Origin of the sequence: Paracoccus sp. S-4012 (assembly GCF_009674885.1) — a bacterium.
Taxonomy (GTDB): domain Bacteria; phylum Pseudomonadota; class Alphaproteobacteria; order Rhodobacterales; family Rhodobacteraceae; genus Paracoccus.
The window spans coordinates 75,528-93,023 of sequence record NZ_WKKA01000011.1 but is presented as its reverse complement, the minus strand read 5'-3'; the positions used below and the strand labels follow the sequence as shown (position 1 = coordinate 93,023).

The 17,496-nt window shown below is 69.5% G+C and carries 20 protein-coding genes and 2 pseudogenes; 10 read left to right on the top strand and 12 right to left on the bottom strand.

Translation table 11 applies throughout. The features are described 5' to 3' along the window. Positions 1-818 precede the first annotated feature (818 nt). The 5 genes and pseudogenes from GI374_RS14010 to GI374_RS13990 form a co-directional block, all read right to left on the bottom strand. Positions 819-1,934: an ABC transporter permease gene (locus GI374_RS14010; RefSeq protein WP_154337683.1), complete on the bottom strand. Its 1,116-nt coding sequence runs from the start codon at positions 1,932-1,934 to the stop codon at positions 819-821. Beyond that, a complete protein-coding gene (locus GI374_RS14005; RefSeq protein ID WP_195759931.1) occupies positions 1,931-2,851 on the bottom strand; it encodes an ABC transporter ATP-binding protein in 921 nt (306 codons plus the stop codon). The genes GI374_RS14010 and GI374_RS14005 overlap by 4 nt, the downstream gene beginning before the upstream one ends. Next, positions 2,848-3,789, bottom strand: a complete 942-nt coding sequence (locus GI374_RS14000; RefSeq protein WP_154337681.1) for an HlyD family secretion protein — start codon at positions 3,787-3,789, stop codon at positions 2,848-2,850. Before GI374_RS14000 ends, GI374_RS14005 begins: the two co-directional genes overlap by 4 nt. Continuing rightward, a pseudogene (locus tag GI374_RS13995) lies at positions 3,782-4,410 on the bottom strand (CerR family C-terminal domain-containing protein). Before GI374_RS13995 ends, GI374_RS14000 begins: the two are co-directional and overlap by 8 nt. 289 nt (positions 4,411-4,699) lie before the next feature. Beyond that, positions 4,700-5,080 (bottom strand): hypothetical protein, encoded by a 381-nt coding sequence (locus tag GI374_RS13990; RefSeq protein ID WP_154337680.1) that lies wholly within the window; start codon positions 5,078-5,080, stop codon positions 4,700-4,702. Positions 5,081-5,114: 34 nt separating this feature from the next. Here GI374_RS13990 and GI374_RS13985 point away from each other — a divergent pair. Beyond that, a pseudogene (locus GI374_RS13985) lies at positions 5,115-6,085 on the top strand (transposase). A gap of 234 nt (positions 6,086-6,319) precedes the next feature. Here the strand turns inward: GI374_RS13985 and GI374_RS13980 are convergent. After that, positions 6,320-6,901 (bottom strand): peroxidase-related enzyme, encoded by a 582-nt coding sequence (locus tag GI374_RS13980; protein WP_154337679.1) that lies wholly within the window; start codon positions 6,899-6,901, stop codon positions 6,320-6,322. Between the two features lie 200 nt (positions 6,902-7,101). Here GI374_RS13980 and ffh point away from each other — a divergent pair, with 200 nt between their 5' ends. The 7 genes from ffh to rpmE all read left to right on the top strand — a co-directional run bounded on the left by ffh (position 7,102) and on the right by rpmE (position 11,359). Beyond that, a complete protein-coding gene (gene ffh / locus GI374_RS13975; RefSeq protein WP_154337678.1) occupies positions 7,102-8,604 on the top strand; it encodes a signal recognition particle protein in 1,503 nt (500 codons plus the stop codon). Between the two features lie 87 nt (positions 8,605-8,691). Beyond that, positions 8,692-8,994 (top strand): chorismate mutase, encoded by a 303-nt coding sequence (locus GI374_RS13970; RefSeq protein WP_154337677.1) that lies wholly within the window; start codon positions 8,692-8,694, stop codon positions 8,992-8,994. A gap of 19 nt (positions 8,995-9,013) precedes the next feature. Continuing rightward, positions 9,014-9,451 carry a 30S ribosomal protein S16 gene (gene rpsP, locus GI374_RS13965; protein WP_154337676.1) on the top strand — a complete coding sequence of 146 codons (438 nt, stop codon included), beginning with the start codon at positions 9,014-9,016 and terminating at the stop codon, positions 9,449-9,451. Between the two features lie 16 nt (positions 9,452-9,467). After that, on the top strand, positions 9,468-9,965 hold the full coding sequence (gene rimM / locus GI374_RS13960; RefSeq protein WP_370515362.1) for a ribosome maturation factor RimM: 498 nt from the start codon (positions 9,468-9,470) through the stop codon (positions 9,963-9,965). Then, complete coding sequence (trmD, locus tag GI374_RS13955) at positions 9,962-10,762, top strand: tRNA (guanosine(37)-N1)-methyltransferase TrmD (protein WP_370515361.1); 801 nt, start codon at positions 9,962-9,964, stop codon at positions 10,760-10,762. The genes rimM and trmD overlap by 4 nt, the downstream gene beginning before the upstream one ends. Then, on the top strand, positions 10,734-11,126 hold the full coding sequence (rplS, locus tag GI374_RS13950) for a 50S ribosomal protein L19 (protein ID WP_154337674.1): 393 nt from the start codon (positions 10,734-10,736) through the stop codon (positions 11,124-11,126). The genes trmD and rplS overlap by 29 nt, the downstream gene beginning before the upstream one ends. An 11-nt stretch (positions 11,127-11,137) precedes the next feature. Further along, on the top strand, positions 11,138-11,359 hold the full coding sequence (rpmE, locus tag GI374_RS13945) for a 50S ribosomal protein L31 (protein WP_154337673.1): 222 nt from the start codon (positions 11,138-11,140) through the stop codon (positions 11,357-11,359). A gap of 54 nt (positions 11,360-11,413) precedes the next feature. On the opposite strand, the gene GI374_RS13940 is transcribed toward rpmE, so the two are convergent. After that, the gene (locus GI374_RS13940; protein WP_154337672.1) at positions 11,414-12,604 is read right to left on the bottom strand and encodes a MalY/PatB family protein; all 1,191 of its coding nucleotides are present in this window, start codon (positions 12,602-12,604) and stop codon (positions 11,414-11,416) included. A gap of 76 nt (positions 12,605-12,680) precedes the next feature. On the opposite strand from GI374_RS13940, the gene def reads away from it, so the two are divergent. Both def and fmt read left to right on the top strand, forming a co-directional pair. After that, positions 12,681-13,208 (top strand): peptide deformylase, encoded by a 528-nt coding sequence (gene def, locus GI374_RS13935; protein ID WP_154337671.1) that lies wholly within the window; start codon positions 12,681-12,683, stop codon positions 13,206-13,208. 67 nt (positions 13,209-13,275) lie between these two features. Next, positions 13,276-14,169 (top strand): methionyl-tRNA formyltransferase, encoded by an 894-nt coding sequence (gene fmt / locus GI374_RS13930; protein ID WP_154337670.1) that lies wholly within the window; start codon positions 13,276-13,278, stop codon positions 14,167-14,169. A 14-nt stretch (positions 14,170-14,183) separates the two neighbouring features. Here fmt and GI374_RS13925 read toward each other — a convergent pair whose 3' ends face one another. The 5 genes from GI374_RS13925 to ruvA all read right to left on the bottom strand — a co-directional run bounded on the left by GI374_RS13925 (position 14,184) and on the right by ruvA (position 17,435). Beyond that, positions 14,184-14,339 carry a hypothetical protein gene (locus GI374_RS13925; RefSeq protein ID WP_154337669.1) on the bottom strand — a complete coding sequence of 52 codons (156 nt, stop codon included), beginning with the start codon at positions 14,337-14,339 and terminating at the stop codon, positions 14,184-14,186. Beyond that, complete coding sequence (locus GI374_RS13920; RefSeq protein ID WP_154337668.1) at positions 14,336-14,758, bottom strand: PaaI family thioesterase; 423 nt, start codon at positions 14,756-14,758, stop codon at positions 14,336-14,338. The genes GI374_RS13925 and GI374_RS13920 overlap by 4 nt, the downstream gene beginning before the upstream one ends. After that, positions 14,751-15,770 carry a Holliday junction branch migration DNA helicase RuvB gene (gene ruvB, locus GI374_RS13915; RefSeq protein ID WP_154337667.1) on the bottom strand — a complete coding sequence of 340 codons (1,020 nt, stop codon included), beginning with the start codon at positions 15,768-15,770 and terminating at the stop codon, positions 14,751-14,753. Before ruvB ends, GI374_RS13920 begins: the two co-directional genes overlap by 8 nt. A gap of 115 nt (positions 15,771-15,885) precedes the next feature. After that, the gene (locus GI374_RS13910) at positions 15,886-16,758 is read right to left on the bottom strand and encodes a M48 family metalloprotease (RefSeq protein ID WP_154337666.1); all 873 of its coding nucleotides are present in this window, start codon (positions 16,756-16,758) and stop codon (positions 15,886-15,888) included. 14 nt (positions 16,759-16,772) lie between these two features. Continuing rightward, positions 16,773-17,435: a Holliday junction branch migration protein RuvA gene (gene ruvA / locus GI374_RS13905; protein WP_154337665.1), complete on the bottom strand. Its 663-nt coding sequence runs from the start codon at positions 17,433-17,435 to the stop codon at positions 16,773-16,775. Positions 17,436-17,496: the final 61 nt, after the last annotated feature.

Below are 17,496 nucleotides of genomic sequence, written 5' to 3'. Positions count from 1 at the left end.
TGATGGTCGAGGCCTTCGCCCAGATCGACAAGGAGGAGATCGACCCCATCCTCAGCATCACGGCCAAGGCCGCCTGATCATGATCTCAGGCCATCTCACGATTTACACCACGTTGACGGACGTGACCAGCCATGTAGGGCAGGGCGATCGCTCACTGGCCTTCGGTCAGAACAAGTGCCGCGTCTGAGCGGCTTTGGAATCCAGAACCTATCTCTTCGACGAGAGAGGTACGTGAGGCGATCGATTGGTCAATCGGTCTTTCCGCGGCAAGGGACTTCTAAAATGCTCGGAGTAAGCAAGGACAATGACGGCGACTCCCGCGGCACCTCGGGATGGCGCAGACTGCTTCGGCAAGCTCTCGGCGCCTCGCTCGCCGAATACGGGATGCTCGCCGCGCTCGTCGCGGTGGTCCCGATCGCCGCGGTTCCGGCGAGCGGCGGTCAGGTTGCTACAAGTTTCTGCATCGCGGCCGACAACATCCGTTCAGCCATGGGGCGAAGCGTGGCGGGAGATTGCCTTGCAGGCGCTCGCGCGGGCGAAGAGGCAGACGAAGAGGCCGCCGAAGAAGTTGGCGAGAATGAAACAGGAGAGAACTCACCTAACGACGGAAATGGCGTCACCGGAGGATCTCTGCCGCCGCCCTCGCCAGGGCTGGTGCGCCAAGATGGATGGATGCGGGTTCGCACTCAGGCGCGGCTCACCTATGATCGCGTCCGCCCCGACGACGCGGAGGGCAGAGCTGCGCAGGTGCGCAATGGCGGCCATGACGGGGCCAGCGGCCGCCTGGACCCGTCGCAAGGACCTATCCGCCCCGCTGCTCAGTCGAGCGTGCGCTTGAACCGGGTCAATGCCAGTAGTGCAAGCACCACCACCATTGCCGCCAGCGCCATGAACTGCGCCCGTACCTCGCCGAGGCCGGCGCCCTTCAGCATCACCGCCCGGACCAGCCGAAGGAAATGCGTGACGGGCAGCACCTCGCCGATCACCCGCGCCCAGCCCGGCATTCCGCGGAAGGGAAACATGAACCCTGACAGCAAAATCGAGGGCAGGAAGACGAAGATCGACAGCTGCATTGCCTGCATCTGCGTGCGCGAGACAGTCGAGATCAGGTAGCCCAGCAGCACCAGCACCAGCACGAAAAGGAACACCCCGGCCAGCAGCAGGCCGGACGAGCCCTCGAACGGAACGCCGAAGATCGCCCGCGCGGCGATCAGGACCACGGCGACCTGCACCGCGCCGACGGCGAGGAAGGGCGTGATCTTGCCGACCATGATCTCGGCCGGGGTGGCGGGCATCGCCAGCAGGTTCTCCATCGTCCCGCGCTCGATCTCGCGGGTCAGCGCCATGGCGGTCATCATCACCATGGTCATCTGCAGGATGATCCCGAGGAGGGCGGGGACGATGTTGAGCTGGCTCGAGCCCTCGGGGTTGAAGCGGCGGTGGACGACGATCTCGGGGCCGCGGACGGGCGGACCCGGCCCCAGCTCGCGGGTGAGCGCCTGCGCGGCCACGGTCTCGAGTGTCGAGATCGCGCCGGAGGCGGCGGCGGGATCGGTCGCGTCGGCCTCGATCAGCACCTGCGCCCGCTCGCCGGCCAGCAGGTCGGCGCCGAAGCCCGGCGCCATGGTGACGACGAAGGACACGCGGCCGTCGGTCAGCATCCGCTCGGCCTGCGCCGCGGACACATCCGCCTCGACGAAGCGATAGTAGCCTGTGTTCTCGAGCGCCGTGACCATGGCGCGGGCGAACGGGTCGCCCGGCGGCGCGACGAGCGCTGCGGGCATCAGCTTGGGGTCGTTGTTGATCGCGAAGCCGAACAGCATGAGCTGCATCACCGGTACTACCAGCATCATCGCGAAGGTGATCCGGTCGCGGCGCATCTGGATGAACTCCTTGCGCAGCAGCGCGAGGATGCGGGCGGGCGAGAGGATCATCGGATATTGTCCTCGGACTGCTCCATCAGGCGGATGAAGACGTCCTCCAGGCTGGTGTCGGCCGGCAGCGGCGTGGCCCCGGCGCCGAGGATCGCCGCGTCGAGCGCCGCCGGATCGGTGCCGGTGACGTGCAGCGAGGCGCCGAAGGGTTCGACCTGCGCCACCCCCGGCGACCGGCGCAGCGCCTCGGCAAGCGCCGCGGGCCGGCCGGTCTGGACGGTCCGGGTGACGAGGCCGGCCTCGGCGATCACCTCCTCGACCGTGCCGCTGGTGATGAGGCGGCCATAAGCGATGTAGTGGATGCGATGGCAGCGTTCCGCCTCGTCCATGTAGTGGGTCGAGACCAGCACCGTCATGCCCTGCGCCGCGCGGGCGTGGATCTCGTCCCAGAAGGCCCGCCGGGCCTTGGGATCGACGCCGGCGGTCGGCTCGTCCAGCAGCAGGAGGCGCGGGCGGTGCATGATGCAGGCCGCGAGCGCCAGCCGCTGCTTCCATCCGCCCGACAGCGACCCGGCCAGCTGGTCGCGGCGCGAGGTCATGCCCAGGTCCGCCAGCGTGTCGGAGACGGCCTGCCGCGGCAGGCCGTAGAGGCCGGCGACGAAGGCGAGGTTCTGGCTGATTGACAGGTCCTCGTAGAGCGAGAAGCGCTGCGTCATGTAGCCGACCTGCAGCCGGATCGCGCGCTGCTCGCGCATGAGGTCGAGCCCCAGCACCGTACCGCGCCCCGCATCAGGCGTCAGCAGCCCGCACATCATGCGGATGCAGGTGGTCTTGCCCGATCCGTTCGGACCGAGGAACCCCGCGATCTCGCCTGCAGCCACGGTCATGCCGACGCGGTCAACGACCCGGCGGCCGCCGAAGGATTTGGTCAGCCCCTCGACGGCAATGGCCGGAGCCTCGGGCGCCGGAGGGGTCATGGCGCGATCCGCACCTCGACGATCTGGCCCGGCTTCAGCACCCCGGCGGGCTCGGGCACGGCCTCGACCATGTAGACGAGCTTCTGGCGAGTCTCGCGGGAGTAGATGACCGGCGGGGTGAACTCGGCGTGGTCGGCGATCCAGGTGACGCGGGCGGACAGCGGTTCGCAGCCGTCGCATCCGACCGCGAGGCGCGTGCCGACGGAGACCGAAGACAGTGCGGCTTCGGGCAGGAACACCCGCAGCGTGACGGCGCCTTCGGGCAGGTAGGCGAGGACCGGGGCCGAGGGGCCGGCGATCTCGCCCGGATTGCGGATGATGTCGGTGACGACGCCCGCGCCCTCGGCCCGAAGGCTGCGCTGCGCGAGTTGCCAGAGGCTGGTCTCGCGCGCCGCGCGGGCCTCGGCAACCGCCGCGCGGGCGGCCTCGATGCGGTCGGCGCGGGCAGGAAGGCGTGCGGCCTCGAGCCGCGCCTCGGCCTCGGCCACGGCGGCCTGGGCGACTTCGGCGGCAGCCCGCAACGCCGCGGTCTGCGCCTGCGAGGAGATGCCGCGCGCCTGCAGCCGGTCCTCGCGCTGGGCATCCCCGGCGGCGCGGACGGCATTGGCGCGCGCCGCCGCGAGCGCCGCTTCCAGGGCGGCAAGCTCCTCGGGGCGGCTGCCATGTGTCAGGTCGGCAAGCTCGGATTCCGCCCGCTGCAGCCGCGCCTCGGCCGCCTCCACGGCCGCCCGCGCATCCGCGGTCTCGACCTGCGCCAGAACTTGCCCCGGCGCCACGGGATCGCCCCGCTGCACGGCGATGCTGCCGATCCGGGCCGTGACCAGCGGCGCCACCTGCACATACTCGCCCTCGACATAGCCCGTGGCGAGTGGCGGCGGCGGCGCGCAGCTGCCCATCAGGGCCGAGAGTAGCGGCAAGGCGCAGAGGAACTCACCCATCGGCGGCGTCCATCATCGCGTCCAGATTGGCGAGAAGCCGCCGCTGGATTGCTCGCGCCTCGCGGCGCGAATAGCCTGGCCAGCCCATCCGCCGCTGCACCAGCGGCGCCGCGAGCCGGAAATAGGCGGTCTGTCCGATGAGCGAGAACACCGCGAGGCGCGTGTCCTCGCTCTCCGGCCGGTGGCCGCCCCCCAGAGCCGGCAGAGCGCCCGGTGGCGTGGTTCGACCAGCGTGGCATGGAGCCGGTCGAGCACCGGGCTGCCGGGCTGCGCGAACTCCCGCAGCAGGAAGCCGACGGCATCCGACGCCGCGGGCGTCACCAGAAAGGTGACGATCCGGCGCAGCAGCCGGTGCAGGATCATCCGGGCCTGCTCGCGGTCGATCGCGGCGGGATAGGCCGGGATCGTCTGCGCCACCTGCCCGATGGCCGCCGCCACGGCATCGGCGCAGGCGATCCGCAGCCCCTCCTTGCCGCCGAAATGATAGGCGATGGAGGAGATGTTCGTCCCCGCGCGCGCCGCGATGGCGCGGGTGGAGGCCGCCTCGAACCCGTCGCGGCCGAACAGATGCAGGCCGGCGGCGACGAGCTGAGCCGTGGTGGGGAGTTCAGCCTGCCTCATGCCAGCAGAATGGATCAAGCGATTGAACCAGGGAAGGGGTCGCTCGCGAATCGCCGGCGAGACGCTCGACATCAGCGGCTAGCCGTGCGGGAGATGAATCATGTTCCTCAGACCGCGTCGATGGCCGACTTCTTCAGCAACCTGTCAGGACAGAGGCAGACAAGGTCATCCAGGCAGGTAACGATCTCATTTGCGGCATTGCCTAGCGGGTTCAAATGATGCGCGTCGATGATCTATTGTCCCCGGAACAGCTTTCGATAGCCGCACGCTTGACACGTGTTTGAGTCTCTCAGGCGGGCGGCTTTGACCAGCCGGATGTTTCTCGATTTCGTCGGATGCGTCCTCTCAACAGATACTTCTTCCGTCCCTTCAAGGTACGCGGGCTGCAATCTGGCATGTTGTAGACGGGAGTGATACTCGGCCGATGATTGTGCGTCGGGCCGCCGTACCGATTGATGCTCTTGGGACTACGGGTGCTCAAGCGTGGCTCAGGATACCCGAGCCGCAGCCGAATGGATGCCTGGACTTCATTGAGCTCACCGCTCTCGAAGAGCTGGTCGATGTCGCCGTAGTTCTCCTCAATGCGGCCGAGGTCACCGATGTAGGTTAGAACGCTTTTCATACTAACAGGTTGCTGAAGAAGTCGGCCATCGCGCGGTCTGAGGAACATGATTCATCCTCCGCACGGCTACGGCGGGGTGATGATGCGCGGCACGGACGAGACGAACAGGTCGCTGTTCAGCTATGTCGATCTGGAGGCGCGCATCCCGGCGCGGCATCCGCTCGCAAGATCAGGCAGGTGGTGAATGACGCGCTGGCCAGCCTCGATGCCGAGTTCGAGACGCTCTACACCAATTTCGGCCGCCCTTCGATTGCTCCGGAACGGCTGATCCGGGCGAGCCTGATCCAGATCCTGTTCTCGGTCCGCTCCGAGCCGCAGCTGATGGAGCAGATGCAGTATGACCTGCTGTTCCGCTGGTTCGTGGGGCTTTGGGATTGACGATCCTGTCTGGGGTGAAGGGCGCCCGGATATCTGTCCAGTGGACAGATTTCAGCCCTGGACGGGCGAAGCCCCGGGCCGATGGCGGACCGTCTTCACCAAGAACCGCGACCGCTGCTGACCACCGAAATGTCGCGGAAGGTGATGGCGGCGATTCTGGCGCACCGCGAGGTCGCGCCGCTCCTGTCGGACGAGCATTTCTCGGTCGACGGCACGCTGGTCAAGCTGTACTTCATCGGCCATGCGCTGATGGAGAACCGTTCTGGCCTGTTCGTTCAGGGCGATCTGACCCAGGCCGACGGCCATGCTGAACGGCGTGCCGCGCTCGACATGGTTCATCGCCACTCGCCGGGATCGACCCGCAGGCTGACCCTCGGGGCAGACAAGGGATATGACGCCGCCGCGTTCATTGCTGACCTGCGCCAGGCCTGCGTCACCCCGCATGTCGCCCGGAAGTCGCGATACTCCGCGATCGACGGGCGCACCACCCGGCACGAGGGCTACACCCGGTCCCTGAAGCACCGGAAGCGGATCGAAGAGGCGTTCGGCTGGGCCAAGACCGTGGGCGGCATGGCCCCGACCGTCCATCGCGGCATCGAGCGGGTGCGCTCCCGCTTTATCCTGACAATGGCGGCCAACAATCTCGCCCGACTGCCCCGGCTGCTGGCACCGTGAAGTCGAAAGAGGCGGGCGGAACTGTTCACCCCTCGTCAGGACCTGTCTGGATACCCAGGCTTCCCAATCGGCAGGCCGGGAAACCGTTCCCACGCCTCCACTAATTCAGCAGGCCTCTAAGCATCTGGCCCCGCCGAGATCCTCTCATAGCTACTTGTCTACTGAAAAAATCACGAAATCTCGGGTCCATTATCGTTGCTTACCTGTGTCCCGCAAGTTCCACATCTCGTCCTCTCACCGCCCCAACGCATGAAACTCCGCATTCGGCGGGATGTCGAACGCGTTCACCAGCCGGTTCGACATGCCGAAGAACGCCGCGATTGCGGCGATGTCCCAGATTTCGTCGTCGCTGAAACCCTCATCGCGCAGCGCCTGCCGGTCGGCCTCGGTGATCTCCTGCGCGCGCTCCGTCACCTTCAGCGCGAAGTCCAGCATCGCCCGCTGCCGCGCCGACAGCGGCGACTTACGCCAGTTTACCGCTACGAGATCGGCGATCAGCGGGTCCTTGGCGCGGATGCGGAGGATCGCGCCGTGGGCGACGACGCAATACTGGCACTGGTTCGCGGCGCTCGTGGCCACCACGATCATCTCGCGCTCGGCCTTGTTGAGGCCGCCCTCGCGCTCCATCAGCGCGTCGTGGTAGGCGAAGAAGGCGCGGAACTCGTCGGGGCGGCGGGCGAGGGCGAGGAAGACGTTCGGCACGAAGCCGGATTTCTCCTGCACCTTGCCGATCACGGCGGCGATGTCCTCGGGCAGGTCCTCGAGGCGCGGCACGTCGAAGGCGCTGATTGGGCGCACGGGCGACTGGTCGTTCATGGGTTCCTCCTCGGGCTGCGGCCAGACTAGCGCCACAGGGCCGCTGCGCCAGCCTTGACTCGCCCCCCGTGCGCCGCTACCTGCCAGCGGATTCCCGGAAGGTCTCCCTTCCGGTCCCCGCCGGCCGGGGATCGCCCCCCGTCAGCGCGTCGCGCCCACGGGGGCGGCGCCGCATTCAGGAAGCCCGAAGGAGGGCCGCCATGTTCGAGAACCTCTCCGACCGCCTCGGCGGCGTCTTCGACCGGCTGACCAAGCAGGGCGCCCTGACCGAGGCCGACGTGACCGCCGCCATGCGCGAGGTCCGCACCGCGCTGCTCGAGGCCGACGTCTCGCTGCCGGTGGCGCGCGACTTCGTCAAGCGGGTGACGCAGAAGGCGACCGGCGCGGCGGTGACGAAGTCGATCACGCCGGGCCAGCAGGTCGTGAAGATCGTCCATGACGAGCTGATCCGGGTGCTGCAGGGCGAGGACCCGCCGGAGGCGTTGCGGATCGACAACCCGCCGGCGCCGATCCTGATGGTCGGGTTGCAGGGCTCGGGCAAGACGACGACCACCGCCAAGCTGGCGAAACGGCTGATGGACCGCGAGAAGAAGCGGGTGCTGATGGCGTCGCTCGACACCAACCGCCCGGCGGCGATGGAGCAACTGGCGATCCTCGGCACGCAGATCGGCGTCGATACGCTGCCGATCGTGCCCGGCGAGAGCGCGGTCCAGATCGCGCGGCGGGCGAAGCAGCAGGCGTCGCTTGGCGGATATGACGTCTTCATGCTCGACACCGCCGGGCGCCTTCACATCGACGAAGTGCTGATGGACGAGGTCCAGCAGGTCCGCGACGTGGCGAACCCGCGCGAGACGCTGCTGGTGGTGGACGGTTTGACCGGCCAGGACGCGGTGAACGTCGCGAGCGAGTTCCAGGACAAGGTCGGCATCTCGGGCGTCGTCCTCACGCGGATGGACGGCGACGGGCGCGGCGGCGCGGCGCTCTCGATGCGCGCCGTCACCGGCAAGCCGATCCGCTTCGTGGGCCTTGGCGAGAAGCTGGACGCCATCGAGCCCTTCGAGGCCGAGCGGATCGCCGGCCGCATCCTCGGCATGGGCGACATCGTGGCGCTGGTCGAGAAGGCCCAGCAGGTTCTGGAGGTCGAGCAGGCCGAGCGCATGATGAAGCGCTTCCAGAAGGGCCTGTTCAACATGAACGACCTCAGAAACCAGCTGGAGCAGATGCAGAAGATGGGCGGGTTGCAGTCCATCATGGGCATGATGCCGGGCATGGCGAGGATGGCGAAGCAAGCGGATGCGGCGGGCATGGACGACGCCGCGATCCGGCGTCAGATCGCGCTCATCAACTCGATGACCAAGAAGGAGCGCGCCAATCCCGAGATGCTGCAGGCGAGCCGCAAGAAGCGCATCGCGGCGGGCGCGGGCCTTGAGGTGTCGGAGCTGAACAAGCTGCTGAAGATGCAGCGGCAGATGGCCGACACGATGAAGAAGCTCGGCAAGATGGGCAAGGGCGGGCTGATGAAGCAGGCCATGGCCGCCATGCAGGGCAAGGGCGGCGGGCTGCCGGACCTCGCCGATGTCGACCCGGCGAAGATGGCCGAGGCGACGAAGCTGCTGCAGGACCCGCGGGGCCTCGGCGGGCAGCTTGGGGGGATGAACCTGCCGGGCGGGTTGTCGGGGCTCTTCAAGGGCGGCAAGCGGTGAGGCCGGCGGCGCCGGGGCAGGGGGGCGCTGCCCCCCGCCGCGCTTGGCGCGGCTCCCCCCGGGATATTTCTGTCAAGGCGAAGAGCCATGAGTGACGACACCGCCCGCGCCGCCGCGCTGCTGAGGGGGCATCGCGCCTCGATCGACCGGCTGGACGCGATCCTCGTCTATACGCTGGCCGAGCGGTTCAAGCACACGCAGGCCGTGGGCCGGCTGAAGGCCGAGCATGCGCTGCCGCCCTCGGACCCCACGCGCGAGGCGGCGCAGATCGCGCGGCTGGAGAGCCTCGCGCGCGAGGCCGATCTCGACCCGGCCTTTGCCCGCAAGTTCCTCAACTTCGTGATCGCCGAGGTCATCCGGCATCACGAGCAGTTCCAGAACACCGACTGACACCAAGGAGAAACAGCTCATGTCGATGAAGATCCGCCTCGCCCGCGGGGGCAGCAAGAAGCGCCCGCATTATGCCATCGTGGCCACCGATTCGCGCATGCCGCGCGACGGCCGCTTCCTGGAGAAGCTGGGCACCTACAACCCGCTGCTGGCCAAGGACAGCGAGGACCGGGTGAAGATGGACATGGAGCGGGTGCAGTACTGGCTTGGCCAGGGCGCGCAGCCGACCGACCGCGTGTCGCGCTTCCTCGAGGCCGCGGGCGTGAAGGAGAAGGCCGACCGCGCGAACCTCAAGAAGGGCGAGCCGGGCAAGGCCGCGAAGGATCGGGCCGAGAAGCGCGCCGCGCGCGAGGCCGCCGCCGCCGAGGCTGCCAATGCACCGGCCGAGGACACCGTTGCGACCGACCAGACCGCGCTCGACGCGGCCGAGGCCGAGAGCGGCACCGAGTCGCCCTGACCGAACGGAGGCCGCGGTGGAGGAGCGCATCTGCGTCGGCGCGATCGCCGGGGCCTTCGGGGTCCGCGGCGAGGTGCGGCTGAAAAGCTTCTGCGCCGTGGCCGAGGACATCGCCGCCTATGGCGCGCTCACGACCGAGGACGGGGCGCGCCGCTTCACGGTGACGCTGACGCGGCCCGTGGCCGGCGGCCTTGGCGCCCGGCTCTCGGGCGTGGGCACCCGCGAGGAGGCTGAGGGCCTGCGCGGCACGACCCTCTGGGCCGACCGCGCGCGCCTGCCCTCGCTGCCCGATGACGAGTTCTACCACGCCGACCTGATCGGGCTGCCGGTCTTCGATCCCGGCGGGGCCCCCCTGGGCACCGTTCGGGCGATCTACGACCACGGCGCCGGCGACATCCTCGAGGTCGCCGGGCCGAAGGGGCAGTTGCTCCTGCCCTTCACCCGGCAGGCGGTGCCGACCGTGGACCTCGCCGCACGCCGGATCGTGGCCGATCCGCCGGAGAGCGACGAGTGACGCCCTGGCGGGCCGAGGTGGTGACGCTGTTTCCCGAGGCGTTTCCGGGCGTGCTCGGGCTGTCGCTGACCGGCAAGGCGCTGAGGGACGGGCTGTGGAGCCTGCGGACCATCGGCCTGCGCGACTTCGGCATCGGCCGCCACCGCAACGTGGACGACACGCCTGCGGGCGGCGGCGCGGGGATGGTCATGCGCGCCGATGTGATGGCGGATGCGCTCGGGGGCGCGACGCCGGGGCTGCCGGTGATCTATCTCTCCCCACGCGGGCGGCCCTTCACGCAGGGGCGCGCGCGGGCGCTTGCGGACGGGTCCGGTGCGGTGCTGGTCTGCGGCCGCTTCGAGGGGCTGGACCAGCGGGTGATCGACGCCCACGGGATCGAGGAGGTCTCAATCGGCGACTATGTCCTGACCGGGGGCGAACTGGCGGCGCAGGTCTTGCTCGACGCGACGGTGCGCCTTATACCGCGCGTGCTGGGGAACCGGGAATCACTGGCCGAGGAATCCTTTTCCCACGGCCTGCTCGAGCATCCGCAGTACACGAAGCCTGCCCTCTGGGACGGCCGCGCGATTCCGGAGGTCCTGCTTTCCGGCAACCACGCGGCCATTGCCCGTTGGCGGCAGGACGAAGCCGAAAGGCTGACCAAGGAACGCCGCCCCGACCTGTGGCGGGCATATGCGGAGACGCATGTGGACCCGGTGAAGGACCGACAGCTCTCGGGCGCATCAGACCAATCGCGGGACAGCCGCGAGCATGTGAAGGACCAATGCGATGAACCTGATCGCCCAACTCGAGGCTGAGCAGATCGCCCAGCTCGGCAAGGACATTCCCGACTTCAAGGCCGGCGACACCCTGCGCGTCGGCTACAAGGTGACCGAAGGCACCCGCACCCGCGTGCAGAACTACGAAGGCGTCTGCATCGCCCGCAAGGGCGGCAGCGGCATCGGCGCCTCCTTCACCGTCCGCAAGATCTCGTTCGGCGAGGGCGTGGAGCGGGTGTTCCCCCTCTACTCGACCAACGTCGACTCGATCGAGGTCGTGCGCCGCGGCCGCGTGCGCCGCGCCAAGCTCTACTACCTGCGCGACCGGCGCGGGAAATCGGCGCGCATCGCCGAAGTCACCAACTACAAGCCGAAGGCCCCGCGGGCCGACGCCAACGCCTGAGGTCGCCCGAGATGAAAGCCGACATCCACCCCGACTACCACATGATCACCGTCCAGATGACGGACGGGACCACCTACCAGGTCCGCTCGACCTGGGGGAAGGAGGGCGACACCATGACCCTCGACATCGACCCGACCTCGCATCCGGCCTGGACCGGCGGCTCGGCCAAGCTGATGGACACCGGGGGGCGCGTCTCGCGCTTCAAGAACAAATACGCGGGCCTCGGCTTCTGAGCCTTTCGCCTGCACTCGACGGAAGGGCCGCCCCGCAAGAGGCGGCCCTTTTCGTTACTGAAGGTCGGCGAAGGCGTCCTGCAGCCGCGACACCGCCTCGGCCACCCGCGAGCGGGGGCTGGCGAGGTTGAAGCGCAGGAAGCTCTCGCCGCCCTTGCCGAAGCTGCCGCCGTGGTTGGCGGCGATGCGGGCGACGCGCTCGACCCGCGCGGTGAACTCCGGCGGGGCCATGCCGGTGGCGGCGAAATCGACCCAGGCGAGATAGGTCGCCTGCAGCGGCATCGACCGCAGGCCGGGAATCGGCGCGAGCCCCTCGTCGAAGATGCGGCGGTTGCCGTCGATGTAGGCGGTCAGCGCGTCCACCCATGCCGCGCCCTCGGGCGAGTAGGCGGCCGTGACCATCGGCAGCCCGAAGAGGCCGGGGCTGAGGCCGAGGCCCGCCATGCGCCCGGCATAGCGACGCCGAAGCTCCGGGTCCGGGATGATCGCATTGCCGATATGAGCGCCCGCGATGTTGAAGGTCTTGGTCGCGGCGGTGAGCGTGACGAGCCGGTCCGCGATCTCGGGCGCTACGGTCGCCATGACCTGGTGCCGGGGCGCGCCGGGCAGCACGAGGTCGTGGTGGATCTCGTCCGAAACGAGGATCATGTCGTGCCGGCGGCAGAAATCGGCGACCGCGCGCAGTTCGTCTTCGGACCAGACCCGGCCGCCGGGGTTATGGGGCGAGCAGAGGATGAAGACCCGCTCGGACCCGGTCAGCATCCCCTCCCACGCCTTCCAGTCGAAGCAGTAGAGACCCGCCTCGTCGATCCTCAGCGGCAGTTCGCGCACCTCGCGGCCGAGCGCGCGGATGACGCGGGCGAAGGCGTGGTAGACCGGCGTCGTCAGCACCACCGCCTCGCCCGGCGCGGTGAACGCGTCGACGGCCAGCGCTGTGCCGTTCACGAGCCCGTGGACCGTCAGGATGTCCTCCGCCGCGACCTGCCAGCCGTGGCGTTCGCGCATCCACCAGCGGATCGCCTCGGTGTAGGCAGGATGCGCGTCGGGATAGCCGTAGACGCCGTGCTCCACGACCTCCCGCAGCGCGCGGCTGACCGAGGCGGGCGGGCGGAAGTCCATGTCCGCGACCCACATCGGGATGCCGTCGTCGGGCGAGACGCCGTAGACGGCCTCCATCGCATCCCATTTGCTGCAGCCGGTGCCGCGGCGGTCGATGATCTCGTCGAAATCCGGCATCGCGCTCATGCGGCCCTCCCTGGTTTCGCCGCGCACCCTAGGCCGGGTCGTTGCGAAACGCCAAGAGCGGGACTAGATCGCGGCCATGACCCTGCGCCCCATCCTTTTGCACCCCGATCCCCGCCTGAAGAAGGTCTGCGCCCCCGTGGGCCGCGTCACGCCCGAGATCGAGGCGCTCGCCGCCGACATGCTGGCGACGATGTATGACGCCCCCGGCGTCGGCCTCGCGGCGCCCCAGGTGGGGGTGCTCTCGCGGCTGTTCGTGATGGACTGCAACAAGGACCCCGAGGCGCCGCCGCGACCGATGGTGCTGATCGACCCCGAGATCGAATGGACCTCGGAGGAGGGCAACACCTACGAGGAAGGCTGCCTGTCGATCCCTGAGCATTACGCCGAGGTGACGCGCCCGGCGCAGGTGCGGATGCGGTGGACCGGTCTCGACGGGGCCAGTCACGTGCAGGAGTTCGACGGCCTCTGGGCCACCTGCGCGCAGCACGAGCTGGACCACCTGAACGGCAGGCTCTTCATCGACCACATCGGCCCCATGCGGCGGCAGATGATCACGCGGAAGATGGAGAAGATGAAGCGCGAACTGGCGCGGGACATGGCCTGAGGCAAGGCCGGGGGGTTCGCGCCCCCGGACCCCCGCGGGATATTTTAAGACAGAAGAAGGAACGGCGATGCGGGTGATATTCATGGGCACGCCGGAGTTTTCAGTGCCCGCGCTCGAGGCGATTGCCCTGCGGCATGAGGTGGTCGCCGTCTATTCGCAGCCGCCGCGGGCCGCGGGGCGGGGGCAGAAGCCACGGCCGACGCCGGTGGCTGCGGCGGCCGAGGCGCGGGGGATCGAGGTCCGCACGCCCGTGAGCCTCAAGGCGGCCGACGACCAGGCGGCTTTTGCGGAACTCGGCGCCGATGTGGCGGTCGTCGTCGCCTACGGGCTGATCCTGCCGCAGGCGATCCTTGATGCGCCGCGGCTCGGCTGCCTCAACATCCACGCCTCGCTGCTGCCGCGCTGGCGGGGGGCGGCGCCGATCCAGCGGGCGGTGATGGCGGGGGATGCCGAGACGGGCGTGTCGATCATGCAGATGGACGCCGGGCTGGATACCGGGCCGGTGCTGGCCGAGGCGCGCACGGCCATCGGGCCACAGGACACCACCGCCGACCTGCATGACCGGCTGGCGGCGATGGGCGCGGCGTTGATCGTCGAGACGCTGGACCGCCTGCCACTGCCCGCCGCGCCGCAGCCGGAAGCGGGCGTCGCCTATGCCGCCAAGATCGACAAGGCCGAGGCGCGGATCGACTGGACGCGCCCGGCGGAGGACGTCGACCGCCTGATCCGCGGCCTCTCGCCCTTTCCCGGTGCATGGTGCCTCGCGGGCGAGGAGCGGCTGAAGCTCATCCGCTCACGGCTGGCCTCGGGCGAGGGCGCGCCGGGCGAGGTGCTGCCGGGCTTCCGCGTCGCCTGCGGCACCGGCGCGGTCGAGGTGCTGGAGGCGCAGCGCGAGGGCAAGGGGCGCGTGGCCGCCGCCGACCTTCTGCGCGGCTGGACGCCGCCTGCCCGGCTGGGGTGAGCCGGGGCTTCCGTTCAAATATCCGACATGAAGGCGCGGTGAAACGCCCAGCCGGAGACAAGGACGCCCGGTACCGCGGCGACCATCACGCCATGCGAGAAGGCGGCAATGGTGACGGCGAAGGGCACCGCGACCACGAAGATCTTCAGCCAGAAGGGCCAGCCGCTCATGCCGTCACCGGGACCATGGTGCCCAGCATCACGGCGACCGGCTTGCGGCTGCCGTCCGCGGCTTCGGCCTCGACCTCCGACTGCACCGTGACGATCCGCCGGCCCGCGCGCAGCACGCGGCCGGTGGCGATCAGGCGGCTGCCGACGGCGGGCGCGAGGAGATTGATCTTCATCTCGACGGTCACCACGTCGCTGCCCTCGGGCATGGTCGTCAGCGCGGAATAGCCCGCGGCGCTGTCGCCGAGGCCGAAGGCCACCGCCGCATGGGCAGACCCGGCCTGCTGCAGCAGATGCGGCGCGATGGGCGCGGCGATCACCACGCTTCCGCGCCCGACCTCCAGCAACTCCCCGCCGAAGGTCTCCATGATCGTCTGGCGGGCGAAGCTCGCCCGTATCCGCGCTTCAAGATCATCATTCATCGAACAGTCCCGCCTGCACCACCTTCGGCACCTCGAGCCCGAGATGCCGCCATCCCCCTTGCGCCAGCATACGACCGCGCGGCGTGCGCTGGATCAAGCCCTGCTGCAGCAGATAGGGCTCGATCACCTCCTCGATGCTGTCGCGGCTCTCGCTCAGCGCCGCCGATAGGGTCTCGACGCCCACCGGCCCTCCGCCATAATGCTCGGCCATCAGCGCCATGTAGCGGCGGTCGGCGGCGTCGAGGCCGAGGTGGTCCACCCCGAGCCGGGTGAGCGCCCGGTCGGCGATGGCGCGGCTGAGGCGGCCGTCGCCCTCGACGAGCGCGAAGTCCACCACCCGGCGCAGCAGCCGCCCCGCGATCCGGGGCGTCCCGCGCGAGCGGCGCGCGATCTCGGTCACGCCCTCCGGGTCAGCCTCGATCCCCATGAGCCGCGCGCCGCGGGCGACGATCAGTTCCAGTTCCTCGGGCGTGTAGAAGACGAGGCGCGTGGGGATGCCGAAGCGGTCGCGCAGGGGCGTCGTCAGCAGCCCGAGGCGCGTCGTGGCGCCGACCAGCGTGAAGGGTTGCAGCTCGATCCTGACGGTGCGGGCGGCGGGCCCCTCGCCGATCACGAGGTCAAGCTCGAAATCCTCCATCGCCGGGTAGAGGATCTCCTCGACCGCCGGGTTCATGCGGTGGATCTCGTCGATGAAGAGGACGTCGCGCGCCTCGAGGTTCGTCAGGATCGCCGCGAGGTCGCCTGCGCGGGCGAGGACCGGGCCGGAGGTCATGCGGAAGTTGACGCCCAGTTCGCGCGCCATGATCTGCGCGAGGGTGGTCTTACCGAGGCCGGGCGGGCCGTGGAACAGCGTGTGGTCCATCGCCTGTCCGCGGCGCCGGGCGGATTCGATGAAGACCTTGAGATTGGCGCGGGCATCGGCCTGGCCGATGAACTCGTCGAGCTTCTGGGGCCGGAGGGCGCGATCCTCGGGGTCGCCCTCCTGGCGTTCGGGGGAGAGGACGGGGTTCATGCGGTGTGGCACCGGGGGAATGCTGCGTGGAGACCACGCACCCTACGGCGGAGTTTTGCGGACGCGGAAGGATGCGCAGTGTGTGTGGTCTCCACGCACCTCTTGCCCGATACCCTCACCGCCCCACCACCGGCACACCCGACCGCCGCATCGCGCCTCCGCTCCCCATCGCCATCAACCGCGCGATCCGCTCCTCCGTCGGCGGATGCGTGGCAAACATCCGGTCCAGCCTGAGCGCCCCCAGCGGATTGACGATGAACATCGCCGCGCTCGCCGGGTTGCGCTCGGCCGGAACATTCATCACCCGCCCCGCGGCTGACGCAATCTTGGCGAGCGCGCCCGCCAGCCCCTGCGGGTGCCCCGCGATCTCGGCCCCGAGGGCGTCGGCCTGATATTCCCGCGTCCGCGAGATCGCCATCTGCACCAGCCCCGCCGCGATCGGGGCGAGGATCATGGCGAGGATGCCGAGGCCCCGGTTCCCGTCGCCCCGCGCGCCGGTGAACAGGAACATGTTCCCCAGCATCGCGATCGCCCCCGCCATCGTCGCCGTCACGGTCATTAGCAGCGTGTCGCGGCTACGGATATGGGCGAGCTCATGCGCGATCACCCCGGCCAGTTCCTCGCGGTCGAGGATCTGCAGCAGCCCCTGCGTCACCGCCACGGCCGAGTTCTGCGGGTTGCGCCCCGTGGCGAAGGCGTTCGGCTGCTCGGTCGGCAGCAGGTAGACCTTGGGCATCGGCAGCCCGGCGTTGTCCGCCAGCCGACGCACCATCGCCACCAGCTCGCCGCCATTGGCGTCGCTCAGCAGCTGCGCCCCATGCTGGCGCAGGACCGCCTTGTCGCTGTTCCAGAAGGCCCAGAGGTTCGTGCCCGCCGCGAAGATCAGCGCGAAGACCAGCCCGCCGCGCCCGCCGAGAAGCCCGCCGAGGCCCATCAGCAGGGCCGTCATCACCGCCATGAGGATGAAGGTGCGTGCGTTGCCCGACATCGTTGTCTCCCCCGTCAGCCCTGCGGCGCCAGTGACTTGAGCGCCGCGCGGATCAACGCGGGCGTCGCCGCCTCCGGTTCCGCCGCAGCCGCACCGGCGACCGCGGCGGCGGCCTCCGAGGCGCCGTAGCCGAGGTTCTGCAAGGCCGAGAGCGCCTCGGCCGAGGCCGCGGCCGTGCTGGGAAGGGGCACGGCGACAGGCGCCGCCGGGCCCGTGTCGCCCTCGACCACCGCCGCGCCCACGTCCACCGTCAGCGCCCCGCCCATCGCCATGATCGCGGGCGCCTTGTCCTTCAGCTCCAGCACCACCCGCTGCGCCAGCTTCGGGCCCACCCCCGGCGCCCGCCGCACCGACGCCGCGTCGCCGAGCGCGATCGCCCGCCCCAGACCTTCGGCCCCGAGCGTGCCGAGGATCGACAGCGACGCCTTCGCCCCCACGCCCTGCACCGTGGTCAGCAGCCGGTGCCACTCGCGCTCCAGCAGCGAGGGAAAGCCGAAGAGCTGCAGCAGGTCCTCGCGCACCTGAAGGTCGGTATAGAGCGCCGCCGCCTCGCCCACGCGGGGCAGCGCGGCGGCAGTGCGCTCGGAGACATGCACCTCGTAGCCGACGCCGCGCACGTCGAGCAGCACCCGGTCGGCGGCGCGGTGCAGGATCACCCCGGAAAGCCGCCCGATCATGCCCCCCTCTCCGCTTTCTTCTGTCCAAAAATATCCTCGGGGGTCCGGGGGTGGAAAACCC